We start from the raw sequence: 14,467 nt of genomic DNA, 5'->3' as shown, positions 1-14,467 counted from the left end.
AACGAGAAACGCCCCGGAGGCGGGCTCCGGGGCGTTTCATCGTCATTTGGGACGTTTAGTTGGCCAGACGGCGGAGAAAGGATGGGATTTCCAGGTCGTCATCGGCCTGTCCCGCCTCCGGTTCTGGATGTTGGACCGGTTGAGCCGAAGAGCGCGCCTGATGCGACGATTGCGGCGCATAGGACATATCGTGCTGAGGCTGGGTGCGCTTGCCGCGACCAAACAGGCTCCAGCCGCTGCGGCGGTGGTCACGGTCGTCGTAACCATCGTCGGCCTGAGGCTGCTGGGCCGCAGGCGCGGCGCGCTCATAGAGATCGCCTTGCGGCGCGACGCGCGGTGCCGGCGCGCGGGTTTCATATTCCTCGACCCAAGGATCAACGATGGGGTCCAGAGCGCGCGGCTGCGGCTCGGCGACGCGGATCACCGGCTCGGGGCGCGGTTCCGGTTCGCGAGCGGCAGGGGCCTGAAAGGTCGGCACGACCGGCGCCGCCTCGATGCGGGGCTCAGGCGCGCGCGGGGCTTCTGCGCGAACCGGCTCGCGGTAGGCGTCACGGGTCGGTTCCGGGGCGCGCGAGGCTTGCGTGCCATACAGACCGCCAGCCGAGCGGCGAGCGTCATGACCAGCCAGCGGCGCGCTGGCGGCCGGCGGCGCGATGGGTTCGATGCGACGCACTTCGCCCTCGTCCATACCGGTGGCGACGACCGAGACGCGGATCTTGCCGTCCAAGGCCGGGTCGAAGGCCGCGCCGAAGATGATGTTGGCGTCGCCGTCCACTTCCGCGCTGATGGCGTTGGCGGCTTCGTCGACTTCCAGCAGGGTCATGTCCAGACCGCCGGTGATGTTCACCAGCACGGCCTTGGCGCCCTTCAGGCTGGTCTCGTCCAGCAGCGGGTTGGCGATGGCGTTCTGAGCCGCCAGCAGTGCGCGATCATCGCCCGTAGCCTCGCCTGTGCCCATCATCGCCTTGCCCATCTCGGACATGACGGCGCGCACGTCAGCGAAGTCCAGGTTGATCAGGCCCGGCAGGATCATCAGGTCGGTGATCGAGCGCACGCCCGAGTGCAGGACCTGATCGGCCATGCCAAAGGCGTCGGCGAAGGTCGTGCGCTCATTGGCGACGCGGAACAGGTTCTGGTTGGGGATGACGATCAGGGTGTCGACGTAGCGTTGCAGCTCTGCGACGCCCGCGTCGGCCAAACGCATGCGGTGGCGACCTTCGAAGGTGAAGGGCTTGGTCACGACGCCGACGGTCAGGATGCCGCGATCACGCGCGCACTTGGCGATGACCGGCGCCGCGCCGGTGCCGGTGCCGCCGCCCATGCCGCAGGTGATGAAGACCATGTGCGCACCTTCCAGGTGCTGATGGATCTCGTCGGCGGATTCCTCAGCGGCGTTCATGCCGACTTCGGGATGGGCGCCGGCGCCCAGGCCTTGGGTGATGGTCTCGCCCAGTTGGATGCGGCGATCGGTCTTGGCGAAGCTGAGGTGCTGCGCGTCGGTGTTGGCGACGACGAACTCGACCCCTTCAAGGCCGGCGTCGATCATATTGTTCACGGCGTTGCCGCCGGCGCCGCCGACGCCGAACACGACGATGCGGGGCTTCAGTTCAGTGTGTTGCGGCTTGACCAATGAGAGCGACATATTCTGTTTCCGACCTGCTGACCCGCCCCTTCAAACCAACCGACCGCCCCGCCGAATCGCTTTGGTTATGAGCGCGTTAAGGATTGCGCCCATGAAGGTTAAGAGAAGGTTACGGCGATAATGTGAGTCGGGCTGAACGACAGCACAAACCGGAAGCGTTGCCGGAGTTTTCCTGGCGACAAAGAAAAAGGGCGACCCCGAAGGGCCGCCCTCGATCTCTGGTTCATGACCGCTATCAGAAGCGCGCGGTCAGGCCGACTTGGTAGTAACGACCGATCAGGTCGTACACGCCCACGCCGGTGGCGTATTGCGGGGGTTCGCTGTCGAGCAGGTTGCGAACTTGCAGACGCGCGGTCAGATCGCGCGCGCCCAGACCGAAGCTGTTTTCCCAAGTATAGGCCAGCGACAGGTCGTGCAGGTACTGGTCGCCGATCGTCAGAGGCGCGAAGTTCTCGATGGTCGCCGTGTTGCTGCGGACATATTCGCCCGTGTAGCGCGTGGTCAGCAGAGCGGCGAAACCGCCGTTCCGGTAGGCCGTATCGAGCTTCCAACGCACATCCGAGTTGCCCAGGGTGTTGCGGGTGTTCGAGAGATCAAAGCCCAAGCCGGTAGCCGATGACTCCTGCTTCTCGACCTGGAACAGGCTGAAGTTGAAGTCCAGCCGACCCATATTGGTCCAATAGGTCAGATCGTCCAGGTCAAAGCCATACTGAGCCCCAACCGTGAAGCCTTCAAAGTTCTGATAGCCAGCGTTGATGAAACCGGTCTGCGGGCCAACACCGTTCGGAGCAATGTCGGCGCCCAGAATCTGACCCGCCAAGCTGGTTCCGCCAAGCTCAAACCCGGCGCGTCCACGCTGGAAACGGCTGCAAGCGGCCTGATCTGGCGTAGGCAGATCATAGCAAACCTGAAGGATCGAAGTGAGGCTGAAGTTCGAGATGGCAGCAGTCAGGTCGATCTTCACGTAATCGAAGGAGAAGGTGAAACCAGGAACGAAGCTGGGCTGATAAATCAAACCATATGTTTCCTGCTCCGCGATCTCATTGTTCAGATCAGGATTACCAGCAGTGGTTCCCCGTTGGGTCGCCGCCTGAATGTTTGACGTCAATTGGAAGTCCGCTGGCAGTCCCAGGCCAACGAAGGCCGCCTCACAGTTTGCACGACGCGCAGTCGGATTGGGGCCGCTGTCGATATTACGCAAATCGCAGGGATCGGTCGCCGTGATGAAGCTGCTCGAGGCAGGCAAGAACAGTTCGGTGATGGCGGGGGCCCGGAACGAACGGCTCTTGCTGCCGCGGAACGTCAAGTCCGCATTGACACGCCAGCGAGCGCCCAAGGACCACGATTCATCCTGACCGGCTTCAGAGTGATCGACCGAGCGGTACGAAGCGTCAAAATCCAAGGCCCGGACGAACGGCAGGGTGAAGTCTCCGCCAACTATCGGTACCGCAACCTCGGCGTACCACTCGCTCGTATCGAACTCGCCTTTCAGCGGAGCGATGGCGGCTGAACGGCCGATACCCAGACGCGATGCGTCATTCGGCTGGAACTCGGATTCTTCCTTACGATACTCGTAGCCGACGTTGAACGCCGCCCAGCCCGCAGGCAATTCGACCACTTCACCGCCGAAGTTGGCTTCATAGGAAGTTTGCTTGATCGAATAGTCTTGGCGGAAGGTCGTTCCGATATAATCCAGCGCTTCTTGGCTGCGCGCGCCTTGACCAAACAGGTTCAGCGGTTGGCAGCCCGCCGCACGCGCCGTCGCGTCTGCGCACTGGATGGCGCCGGTCGCGCTGCGGTTGACATTGATCGCCTGAAGGAAGTTGGCTTGGACGATGTTGTCCTGCTGGAAGAAACCTTCGTTCTGCCCATAGTTGACGGCCGTATTCCAGTTGAACCGACGACCAGCAGCCTCGAAATCTCCGTTCAGATCAAGAACGATACGACCCGTATCCGATTCCGTTATGTTGTTAGGTTCTACAAGATCGGTGGAGGCGCGCTGAAGGAAGAACAGACGCTCGCCTGGATTGGCCGTGTCCGCGGGCAACGGCGTCGGTTGCGACAAGATCGCCGCACGCGTCGCCGCCGGCAAGAACGGGTTGGCGGTCGACATCTGCAACGCGCCTGAGTTGCCGCCAAACAGTCCCGAATTGTAGATAGGTTGGTTGAAGTCCTCGCTCGCAGCGGTGTGGTTGTAGAACACTTCCGCATTCAAACGGACATTGTCCGTGATGTTGAATTGGCCGAACATCGTGGCGTTGTGCCGCTTAACGGGCGCCTGCAGAGAAGTAAGCTCAGCGAGATTTAGACCATCGCCACCCGACGCGATCGATGCCTGGTAGAAGGTGCCAGTGTTGTAAGGCACCAATGAGCCGTCCGGCGCGAACTGCGCAGCAACACGACCAGCCCCATTCGGGTTGGCGATCGTCAGCAGGTTCGCAAGACCGATCCCGGCGGTGCGGAACGCCAGTCCGCCCTGGGTGATTTCCGGGATACGGCGGTTGTAGTAGTAAATTTGGGCTGGAATACCGTCGGTCGCGTTCCTATTCGCGGGGTTGAGAGCGCTGAAGATCTGAAGCGCGGTACGGTCGCGATCCGTATAGATGAGCGAATCGGTTTCTGCGTATTCGTAGCTGCCCGAAAGGCTCAGCCGGTCGTCAAGAAACTTGTCGCCAGCCGTGATCCGCGTGCGGATTTGCTGCGCGTCATTGCGTTCCGAAAGACCATACTCGACGTTGAACTCAACGCCTTCATATTCAGTGTTCGTGATGACGTTTACAACACCAGCAACGGCGTCCGAGCCGTAGATCGCGCCGCCAGTCGCTTGAATGGTCTCGATACGGTTGACCAGAGCGGTCGGAATCGATGAGATATCGACCTGGCCGCCGGCGCCGGCGCCAGAGAAGATTGAAGCGACGTTCGCACCAACGAAGCGACGACCGTTCACCAGAACCAGCGTGCGGTTGGAACCCAGGTTGAACAGGTTGATGAAGCTGCGACCGACGCCAAAGCCTGCCTGGTCGCCATCCGGGCTGATCGGCACGCCGGTGACCGGCTGTTCGTTGATGGCGTCCGCCAGGTTAGCGAAGCCCTTTTCATCGATCGTTTCCGAGTTGACCACCGACAGCGGCGCCGGTGAGGTCAGATCCGGGCGACGGATCCGCGAGCCGGTCACGACGATCTCGCCAACTTCCGTGGCGCCCTCACCATCCGATTGCGTCGCTTCTTGAGCGAAGCTTGGAGCAGCGACCGCCAGAACGCCCGCTAGAACCGTGGACCCAAGTAGAAAGTTACGTTTGACCGTCATCAAAATAATGCCCCACAAGCGAAGAAAACTTCCCGGACAACAAGTCCGCGTCAGGTGGATCCTTTAACGCAAATATGGCAGCGGACAATCTTCCCCGCCCCAATCCCGCCTGATTGACATCAAGGACGTTACAAATCTGCAACAAGAATGCATTTTGCGTCGACCTAGGCATTGGCCGGCACACGTTGCCTCCAACCCCACAGGCTACAAGTTTTTCTGTTATGATGGGTGTGTTTCGAGACCTTATTTGTCCGCGCCGCGGCGGCACGGCGCGTCCGGGGTGTTACAGATTGTCGCGCAGCCAGCCCGCGACCCGCCCCACCACATTGCCGCGATGAATGCGCGGCGCGTCGGCCGCCGTAATTTGGCGCGCCATCAGCTTTCTCGCGGATACCGCCTCGCGCGGGCCATATGCGGCGCGGAGGAGGACGCCGGCGGTGGCGCAAAAGGCGGGGCCAGAGGCCGCATCGGCCAAATGTGGCGCCCGTTGGGGTTTTCCGAGGCGTACGGGACGGTCGAAGACGCGCACCGCGAGCTCGCGCACGCCGTTCAGCTGGCTGGCCCCGCCGGTCAGGACGAGGCCCGCGCCGGGCTCCAGGCCGACGCCCGCATTTTTCAGCCGATCACGGAGCAGTTCGAGGGTTTCGTCGACGCGGGGCGCGATGACCGTCTTCAGCATGGCGCGCGGGACGATGACCGGGCCGGCCGAGGCGTCCTCGCCGCGCGGCGGGGCTTCCAGCATTTCGCGGTCCTCGTTGGCGCTGGCCATGGCCGAGCCGTGAAGGGTCTTGAGCCGTTCGGCGCCGGCCTTGGACGTCGACAGGCCGCGCGCGATGTCCGAGGTGACATGGTCGCCGCCGACGTTCAGGCTTTCGATATGCAGCAGGGACCGGCCGCCCCACACGGCAGCGCTGGTCGCGCCGCCACCCATGTCGATGCAGACGGCGCCCAGGTCCATCTCGTCCTCTTCCAGCGCGGCCAGAGACGAGACGACGGGTGCGGCGGCGACGCCTTGCAGGTCGAGGTGCGCCAGCTCCAGGCAGTGGCTGAGGGTCGTGAACACGTTCTCGGCCATCGAGACGACCAACAGATCAAGCCCCAGCGAGCCGCCCCGCATCGAACGCGGATCATGCACGCCCCGCGCGCCGTCGACCGACCAGGCGATGGGCAGGACATGGATCGGGCGGCGGTTGGGCAGGCGGATCTGCGCCAGGGCCATGCCGATGGCGCGCGCCAGATCGGCGTCGCCGACCGGATTGGCTCCCAGCGAGACGCGGGCCTGCACACGGTGGCTGGCCATCTGACCGATGGCGGTCGTGACGACGACGCCCGAGACCGGACTCTGGGCCGCGCGCTCGGCGCGTTCGACGGCGTGGCCGATGGCCTGGGCCGCCTCGTCCATATTGATGATCGCCCCGCCCCTCACGCCCTTGGACTGGACGTGGCTGGCGCCCGCGACGCGGATGGTGCGGTCGGCATGACGCACGCCGTCGGGCTTCATGATGAAGCACGACACCTTGGACTGGCCGATGTCCAGCGCAGCGACCACGGGCGCACGACCGGCGCGAGGATCCATGCCCCGACCGTGATCATTCGCCGCGCCGCGTTGCTTGGTCATGTCTCTACGGTCCTTAGGCGTCGCCGGCAGGTCGCACGGCGACCTCATCCGGGGTTCTGAGATCGACCCGGGCGAAGCCCAGGTCGAGCAGGCGTTCGCGCTGGTCCAGCGCATCGAGGCGGATCAGGGCCGCCTCCTGTTCGGTGGCGGGAAGCTGGATCAGGCTGCCGTCCTTCAGACGCAGGTCCCAGCGGCGCTCGTCCACGCGCACCAGGGCATCCACCATCCCCATCAGTCGGGGGCGCTGGGCCAGCAGAGGCAGGATTTCGCCTGCCGCCACGTCGGCGCCCTTGCCCACGACGAGCGGCAGCGTCGGATAGCGACGCGCGTCGGCGCCGTCGATGACCTGGCCCCGGTTGTCGATCACCTTGATCTGACCAGCCTCCTGCCAGACGGCGAGGCGGTCGTGTTCCTTGACCTCGACGATCAGGGTGTCGGGCAACAGGCGCACCACGCGCGCCTCCTTGACCCAACCCACGCCCTGAACCCGCGTGCGAATGGCGTTCAGATCCAGGCTGGTGATCGGCTGACCGGAGTACAGGCCCAGCGCGCGCTGGATCGCCGGCTCGGCCTCCGGCGAGGCGCCGGTGATGTGCACCCGCTTCAGCGTCAGACCCATGCCGGCCGTCACACTGTCCAGGCCATGCGAAACCGAGGCGCCGATCCGCTCCGCGCGAGCGCCCGTGGCCAGAACCCCGACCAGCAGCAGCGCGCCGGCGCCCAGAGCGATCACGGCGGTGCGCGGCGAAATATCGACACGGCCGATGGCGGCCATCTTGCCGGGAACGGCGGACGCGTTCTGGGCCCCGCCGCGCGACCGTCCTCCGCCTTTGGACGCCGAACCGCGCTGTGGAGCCTGATTAGAACCCTGTCGCCGGCCGCCGCGAACTACCGCGGGCATGAGGCGTCCTCCACCATCCACCGAACCAGATCATCATAGCTCATCCCGGTATGGGCGGCCTGCTCGGGCGCGAGCGAAGTCGGGGTCATGCCGGGCTGGGTATTGACCTCCAACAAGACCAGATCGTCCTTAACATCATCATAACGGAAGTCGGATCGCGACACGCCGCGGCAGCCCATGGCGACGTGCGCCGCCTCCGCCTGACGCAGCGCCTTTTCGAACACGTGCGGCGGCAGGACGGCCGGCAGGACGTGCACCGATCCGCCCGGCGCATATTTGGCTTCGTAATCGTAGAAGCCCTTGGTCGGGGTGATGTCGGTGACGGTCAGGGCGCGCGGGCCGGCCGGTTCGCCCAGCACGGTGACGCACAGCTCCTTGCCGGCGATATAGGGCTCGACGACGACCTGCTCGCCGTAAGCCCAGCCCGGCTCCCCCACTTCGGAAACGGGACGGTTGGCGCCTTCGCGCACCAGGAAGACGCCGACGGACGAGCCCTCGGCATTCGGCTTGACCACATAGGGCGGGTCGATGACGTGGCGGCTGGCGACTTCGTGACGATCGTAAAGACCACCGCCCGGCACCTTGATGCCCGCCGCCCGCAGCACGGCCTTGGACTTGTCCTTGTCCATCGCCAGGGCCGAGGCCAGCACGCCGGAATGGGTGTAGGGTATCCGCAGGGTCTCCAGCACGCCCTGAACACAGCCGTCCTCGCCCCACGCGCCGTGCAGACAGTTCAGCACGACGTCGGGCCTGATCAGGCCGGACAGCACATTGGCCAGATCTCGCCCGGCGTCCACGCGACTGACGCGCACGCCCTGCCGCTCCAGCGCCTGCGCGCACTGCTCGCCTGACGAGAGGGACACCTCCCGCTCTGCGGAAAGGCCGCCCATCAGGACGGCGACGTGAAGAGAAGAGAAGGGGCGGGTCATCGGCGGCTCCAGAACCGACTGGATGCCGCGCAGGTCGTTAACAGCCCGTCAACCAAACCGTAATGGCGTCACTGATGTGTTGATGGCGCCGGCGTTTCGACCACGACGACCGGGTCATCCGCACCCGTGACTTGAGGAGCAGCCGCCTCTGCGACCTTCTCGGATGGCGGCGTCAGGTCCAAGGCGTACAGATACGCGCCCTGACACTGTTCCTTGTCGCCATACGACCATTCCGCTGCGCGGTGACGCAGGCCTGCCGTTGCGGCCGGCGACGTGGGCGCCAACAGATCGTCGCGCAAGGTCATGTCCGGTCGCAACTGCTCGCCCGACAAATCAAACGCCCCCGCATAGACCGCCTCGCCGTCGCGGGCCTCGAACCCGGAGGCCCCCAGGCAGAAGTGGGTGATGTACTGGCCGACATTGACCGCGCTCAGACGCCAGCGACCAGGCGGCACCGAGAAGGTCTGGGTCACGGCCCGCGTGCGATCGCCACGAACAGCGCCGCGCGTTGGCAGGGCGACGGCGAACAGCGCCGGACGACCGTCCTGCTCCCAGGGCTGAATATCGGGCGCAGGCCCCTGGCGGGTAAAGAACAGCGTGCGGCCGCCCTGCTCCGCCATGCCGGTCAGACGCACGGTGACGAGAGCGTCCCCGGACGCCACGGCGACGTCCTCTGGCTTCAACGCTCGCGGCGGACGCGCGGTGCGCGGGGCCTGCGGGCCTTTGCGGGCGGCCGGCGGCGTGGCGCTTTGCGGCGGCAAGGCCTGAAGGCTCAACGACGCCTTATCCAGATCGCCCGATTTTCCGATCAGCACCGTTTCGCCGCGCACAGCGTCGTTGTCATAGATGCGAACGATCTCCCCCTTCGGCTGGTCGGCGCCGACGTGGTCCGCCAGGGCGGCGTGGAGTTCCGCCTGCTCCAGCGCATCCAGCGCCTTGCCATCGGTCTCGTCCAGCCGAACGACACGCCAACCGTTGACCACCATGCAGTTTTCGACATTGGCGGCGACGCCTCTACGCTCGTGCATCCCGTTCATCGCGCCCTGGATGACCCCGACCACCAACATGCCCAGCAGACCACCGGCCGCGCCAGCCGCGGCGGCGCTGTTGTCATCAGGCTGCGTCATCCGCGAGGCCTCGGCCAGACACCCGTTCAACGCGGCGTCGTGTTGCGCCAAATCGGCGCCCGCGCGGTTGAAATAGGTGTAGCCCGCGCTGGACCGCGTTAGATTAATCCGGTTCTGGCCGCCCTCAATCGCGGGACCGACGGCCGTGCGGGTGACGAGTTGGGCGTGGGCCGGTTCTGCGACCATGGCCAGAAGGCCGACGACGGCTGCGATAGGCTTCATCTGGTTTCTCCCCCGAGAAATCCTCACCTAACGTGCGGCATGTCCCTGCGCAACCGCCGATCAGCGTCGCCCGATCCGCTTGATTTCCCACTCCAGCTGAACGCCGGTCTTGGCCAGCACATCGGCGCGAACCGCCTCGCCCAGGCCTTCGATATCGGCGGCGGTCGCCTCGCCGGGATTGATCATGAAGTTGGAGTGCAGGTCGCTGAACTTGGCCCCTCCCCCGTTTTCGGCGTGCAGCTTGCCGCGCCAGCCGGCCTCATCCACCAGCTTCCACGACGAGTGGCCCTTGGGGTTCTTGAACGTCGAGCCGCCCGTTTTCTCGCGGATGGGCTGGGTGGTCTCGCGACGGCTGGTGATCTCGGAGATCCGGGCCGCCACCGCCTCGGGTTCGTCGGTCGTGCCGCGATAGGTCGCTTCGATCCAGATGATATCGGCCGGCGCCCGGGAATGCCGATAGGTGTAGCCGAAGTCGGCCAGATCGTAATCGACCCGCTCGCCCGCCTGCGTCAGCCCCCAGGCCGAAACCAGCACGTCCTTGGTTTCGGAGCCATAGCAGCCGGCGTTCATGGTCAGGGCGCCGCCGATCGTGCCCGGAATGCCGGCGTAGAATTCAAGCCCGGCGATTCCAGCCTTGGCGCTGGCCTTGGCGACCATCGAGTCCAGCGCGCCCGCGCCGGCCGTGACTGTGTCGCCGTCTGTTGTGATCTGCGCCCACGAGCGGCCCGCCAAGCGGATCACCACGCCCTCGACCCCGCCGTCACGGACGATGACGTTCGATCCGACGCCCAGAACCGTCACCGGCACGGCCGGGTCCAGCGCCTTCAGGAAGTCCGCCAGATCCTCGGCGTCCGCCGGTATGAACAGGGCCTCGGCCGCCCCACCCACCCGGAACCAGGTATAGGGCGCGAGCGGCTCGTTCCGCAGCAGCTTGCCGCGCACTTCGGGCAGAGCGATCACGCCAGAGCCTCCAGCTGCGCCGGCAGGCCATAGGCCCAGCTGGTGATGTCGCCGGCGCCCAGCAGCACGACGACGTCGCCGGATTTGGCCTCGTCCTTGATCAGGCGTGGCAGGACGGCGGCGTTCTCCAAGGCCTGGACGTGACGGTGGCCGTAGCGGCGCACCCCGTCGGCCAGGGCGTGCTTGTCCACCCCTTCGATCGGCTGTTCGCCGGCGGGATAGACGTCGGCGACGATCACGCTGTCGGCGTCCGAGAAGCAGGTCGAGAACTCGTCCATCAGATCGCGCAGGCGCGTGTAGCGGTGCGGCTGAACCACCGCGATGACGCGACCTTCCGTCACCTGGCGTGCGGCCTTCAGCACGGCGGCGATCTCGACCGGGTGGTGGCCATAGTCGTCGACGATGCGGACGCCGCCCACGACGCCGGTGGTGGTAAAGCGCCGCTTGACCCCGCCGAACCCGGCCAGACCGGTGCGGATCGCGTCGTCCGACACGTCCAGTTCCCGCGCCACAGCGATGGCGGCCAGGGCGTTCGACACATTGTGCCAGCCGGCCATCGGAAGGTGCAGACCTTCGATGCGGTGTGTCTCGCCGTTCTGGATCACAACGTCGAAACGCGCGCCGTCCGGTCCCATCTGGCAGTTTTCAGCCCGCACCATGGCCTGCGGGTTCGTGCCGTAAGTGACGAGGCGCCGGTTATCGATGGCCGCGACCAGCTTCTGCACCTCCGGATGGTCCAGGCAGACTGCGGCGAACCCGTAGAAGGGGATGTTCTCGACGAAATCCACGAACGCCTTCCGCACCCCGTCGAAGTCGCCGTAGTGATCCAGATGTTCGGGATCGATATTGGTGACGATGGCCACCGTCGATTTCAGGCGCAGGAAGCTGCCGTCCGACTCGTCCGCCTCCACCACGATCCAGTCGCCGTCGCCGACCTTGGCGTTGGTGCCATAGGCGTTGATGATGCCGCCGTTGACCACCGTGGGATCCAGGCCCGCCGCATCCAGCAGGGCCGCCACCATCGAGGTCGTGGTTGTCTTGCCGTGTGTGCCGCCGACCGCGATCGAGAATTGCAGCCGCATCAGCTCGGCCAGCATCTCGGCCCGGCGCACCAGCGGGATGCGGCGCTCGCGGGCCGCCTTCATCTCGGGATTGTCGGCCTTGACCGCCGTCGAATAGACCACCGCCGACACGCCTTCGCCCACATGGGCGGCGTCGTGGCCGATGAATATCTTGGCGCCCAGCTGTTCCAGCCGCTCGGTATTGGCGCTGGCCTTAGCGTCAGAGCCCTGCACCGAATAGCCGATCTTCAGCATGATCTCGGCGATGCCGCTCATGCCGATGCCGCCGATGCCGACGAAATGAACGGGACCGAGGTCGAACGGGACGGGGCGAAGGCGTGCGATCATTTTCGCCTCATAAACGCCGCCTCGCCTCCTGCGAAGGGCGCGCCGCATACGGAGCGAACTTTTCTAAGGACGATCGGGCGCGGCTGTGCACGAACTCGCACAGAACTATTGCGCCTCCACCGAGTTGTCTTCGGGAACGCGCGCGGCTCCCGCTTGCGCCGCTGCTCCAAAGGACTTCCAAGATGGCCAAGAACGCAAAGCCGGCCGGCGCGCCGATAATCGGCAAAGCCGGCGAGGTGCACCAGACCGCCTCGACGCCTGAGACCCGCCTGACCACTAATCACGGGACGCCGATCAGCGACAATCAGAACTCGCTCAAGGCCGGCCCGCGCGGCTCGACCCTGCTGGAAGACTTCATCCTCCGCGAGAAAATCCAGCATTTCGACCACGAGCGTATCCCTGAGCGGATCGTCCATGCCCGCGGCTCGGCCGCCCACGGCTTCTTCGAACTGACCGACAGTTTGTCGGAGTTCACCACGGCCAAGATTCTGACCGAGGTGGGCAAGAAGACCGAGCTGTTCACCCGTTTCTCGACCGTGGCCGGCGGCGCGGGTTCGGTGGATACGCCGCGCGACGTGCGCGGCTTTGCGGTCAAATTCTATACGACCCAAGGCAACTGGGATCTGGTTGGCAACAACATCCCCGTCTTCTTCATCCAGGACGCGATCAAGTTCCCCGACCTGATCCACTCAGTAAAGATGGAGGCCGACAAGGGCTATCCCCAGGCGGCCAGCGCCCACGACACCTTCTGGGACTTCATCGGCCTGATGCCCGAGAGCATGCATATGGTCATGTGGGCCATGTCCGACCGCGGCATCCCGCGCAGCCTGCGCATGATGGAAGGTTTCGGCGTCAACACCTTCCGGCTGATCAACGCCGAGGGCCAGGCGACCCTGGTCAAGTTCCACTGGCGGCCAAAGCTGGGCACGCAATCCACCTGCTGGGACGAGGCGGTCAAGATCGCCGGCGCCGACCCCGACTATCACCGTCGCGACCTGTATGAGGCCATCGATCAGGGCGACTTCCCCGAATGGGAGTTCGGCGTGCAACTGTTCACCCAGGACCAGGCCGACGCCCTGCCCTTCGACATTCTGGACGCCACCAAGCTGGTGCCGGAAGAGGATTATCCGATCCGCGTGATCGGCCGCATGGTGCTCGACCGCAACCCGGACAACTTCTTCGCCGAGACCGAACAGGTCGCCTTCCTGCCGACCAACATCGTGCCGGGCATCGATTTTTCGGAAGACCCGCTGCTGCAGGGGCGGCTGTTTTCCTATCAGGACACCCAGTTGTCGCGTCTTGGCACGGTCAACTTCCACCAGATCCCGATCAACCAGGCCAAGGGCTGCCCCTTCCGGAACTTCCAGCGCGACGGGCATATGCAGATGGCGGTGCCGAAGGGCCGCGCCAACTATGAGCCCAACAGCCTGTCCGAGGCGGGCGAGGACGGCGGCCCGCGTGAAGATCCCAAGGGCGGCTTCCGCACCGCGCCCATCCCGGTCGAGCGCGAAAAGGTCCGGCTGCGCGCCGAAAGCTTCGCCGACCACTACAGCCAGGCACGGCTGTTCTTCCGCTCCCAGACCGAGATCGAACAGGCCCATTTGGCCAGCGCCATCGTCTTTGAACTGTCCAAGGTGTCGCTCGCTCACGTTCGCGAGCGTGTTCTGGCCAATCTGCAGAACGTCGATGAAACCCTGGCCCAGCGGGTCGCAGACGGCCTGAACCTGCCCCTGCCCAAGGCGTCCGACCCCGGTGTGGCGCCCATCGATCTGGACGCCTCGCCTTCCTTGCGCATCGTCGGCAAATATCCCGACACCCTGAAGGGCCGAAAGGTCGCCATCCTGGTCGCCGACGGTTCGGACGGTGCGGTCGTCGACGCCGTGAAGGCGGCGGTTGAAGGCGACGGCGGCTCGGTCTTCATCGTCGCGCCCAAGATCGGCGGGGCCAAGCTGAAGGGCGGCAAGGCCCTGGCCGCAGACGGGCAACTGGCCGGCAGCCCGTCGGTCCTGTTCGACGCCGTCGCCATCGTCCTGTCCGACGACGGCTGCGCCCAATTGCTGAAGGAAGGCGCCGCGGTCGATTTCGCCAAGGACGCCTTCGGTCACCTCAAAGCCGTTGGCCACACCCCCGAAGCCCAGCCCCTGTTGGACAAGGCGGGCATCGAGCCGGACGCCGGGGTGATCGACCTGTCCAAGAACGCCGAGGCCTTCCTCGTCCCCGCCCGCACCCGCCAGTGGGATCGCGAGCCCAAGGTGCGCATGCTGGCCTGATCGCCCCACCTTTCGTCATCCCAGGCCCTGTGCCTGGGATGACGGGACCGGGCGGATTTCAACACTGCCTTAACCGTAAGGA

The 14,467-nt window shown here is 65.2% G+C and carries 9 protein-coding genes; 1 reads left to right on the top strand and 8 read right to left on the bottom strand.

What is annotated here, in order from left to right:
• Positions 1-55: 55 nt before the first annotated feature.
• The 8 genes from ftsZ to murC all read right to left on the bottom strand — a co-directional run bounded on the left by ftsZ (position 56) and on the right by murC (position 12,115).
• The gene (ftsZ, locus tag JX001_RS06675; protein WP_205682823.1) at positions 56-1,642 is read right to left on the bottom strand and encodes a cell division protein FtsZ; all 1,587 of its coding nucleotides are present in this window, start codon (positions 1,640-1,642) and stop codon (positions 56-58) included.
• Positions 1,643-1,877: 235 nt separating this feature from the next.
• Entirely contained in the window at positions 1,878-4,949 is a 3,072-nt protein-coding gene (locus tag JX001_RS06670; RefSeq protein ID WP_205682822.1) for a TonB-dependent receptor domain-containing protein, read from the bottom strand.
• 283 nt (positions 4,950-5,232) lie between these two features.
• Positions 5,233-6,525 carry a cell division protein FtsA gene (ftsA, locus tag JX001_RS06665; protein WP_205683105.1) on the bottom strand — a complete coding sequence of 431 codons (1,293 nt, stop codon included), beginning with the start codon at positions 6,523-6,525 and terminating at the stop codon, positions 5,233-5,235.
• A 55-nt stretch (positions 6,526-6,580) separates the two neighbouring features.
• Positions 6,581-7,468: a cell division protein FtsQ/DivIB gene (locus JX001_RS06660; protein ID WP_055803790.1), complete on the bottom strand. Its 888-nt coding sequence runs from the start codon at positions 7,466-7,468 to the stop codon at positions 6,581-6,583.
• Positions 7,456-8,397 (bottom strand): D-alanine--D-alanine ligase, encoded by a 942-nt coding sequence (locus JX001_RS06655; protein ID WP_205682821.1) that lies wholly within the window; start codon positions 8,395-8,397, stop codon positions 7,456-7,458. Before JX001_RS06655 ends, JX001_RS06660 begins: the two co-directional genes overlap by 13 nt.
• A gap of 68 nt (positions 8,398-8,465) precedes the next feature.
• Positions 8,466-9,746, bottom strand: coding sequence for a hypothetical protein (locus JX001_RS06650; protein ID WP_205682820.1), 1,281 nt, complete (start codon positions 9,744-9,746; stop codon positions 8,466-8,468).
• 60 nt (positions 9,747-9,806) lie between these two features.
• Positions 9,807-10,706 (bottom strand): UDP-N-acetylmuramate dehydrogenase, encoded by a 900-nt coding sequence (gene murB, locus JX001_RS06645; protein WP_205682819.1) that lies wholly within the window; start codon positions 10,704-10,706, stop codon positions 9,807-9,809.
• Positions 10,703-12,115, bottom strand: coding sequence for a UDP-N-acetylmuramate--L-alanine ligase (gene murC, locus JX001_RS06640; protein WP_205682818.1), 1,413 nt, complete (start codon positions 12,113-12,115; stop codon positions 10,703-10,705). The genes murB and murC overlap by 4 nt, the downstream gene beginning before the upstream one ends.
• Positions 12,116-12,297: 182 nt before the next feature.
• Here murC and JX001_RS06635 point away from each other — a divergent pair, with 182 nt between their 5' ends.
• Positions 12,298-14,385: a catalase gene (locus JX001_RS06635; RefSeq protein ID WP_205682817.1), complete on the top strand. Its 2,088-nt coding sequence runs from the start codon at positions 12,298-12,300 to the stop codon at positions 14,383-14,385.
• Positions 14,386-14,467 lie beyond the last annotated feature (82 nt).

The organism is Brevundimonas fontaquae (assembly GCF_017086445.1).
In the GTDB taxonomy this organism is placed as follows: Bacteria; Pseudomonadota; Alphaproteobacteria; order Caulobacterales; family Caulobacteraceae; genus Brevundimonas; species Brevundimonas fontaquae.
This window is presented reverse-complemented; position numbering and strand designations above follow the sequence as displayed.

What these genes read in the sequence shown, in the direction of transcription:
- ftsZ (WP_205682823.1), bottom strand. Translation starts at nt 1,642, where the DNA reads ATGTCGCTCTCATTGGTCAAGCCGCAACACACTGAACTGAAGCCCCGC.
- JX001_RS06670 (WP_205682822.1), bottom strand. Translation starts at nt 4,949, where the DNA reads ATGACGGTCAAACGTAACTTTCTACTTGGGTCCACGGTTCTAGCGGGC.
- ftsA (WP_205683105.1), bottom strand. Translation starts at nt 6,525, where the DNA reads ATGGATCCTCGCGCCGGTCGTGCGCCCGTGGTCGCTGCGCTGGACATC.
- JX001_RS06660 (WP_055803790.1), bottom strand. Translation starts at nt 7,468, where the DNA reads ATGCCCGCGGTAGTTCGCGGCGGCCGGCGACAGGGTTCTAATCAGGCT.
- JX001_RS06655 (WP_205682821.1), bottom strand. Translation starts at nt 8,397, where the DNA reads ATGACCCGCCCCTTCTCTTCTCTTCACGTCGCCGTCCTGATGGGCGGC.
- JX001_RS06650 (WP_205682820.1), bottom strand. Translation starts at nt 9,746, where the DNA reads ATGAAGCCTATCGCAGCCGTCGTCGGCCTTCTGGCCATGGTCGCAGAA.
- murC (WP_205682818.1), bottom strand. Translation starts at nt 12,115, where the DNA reads ATGATCGCACGCCTTCGCCCCGTCCCGTTCGACCTCGGTCCCGTTCAT.
- JX001_RS06635 (WP_205682817.1), top strand. Translation starts at nt 12,298, where the DNA reads ATGGCCAAGAACGCAAAGCCGGCCGGCGCGCCGATAATCGGCAAAGCC.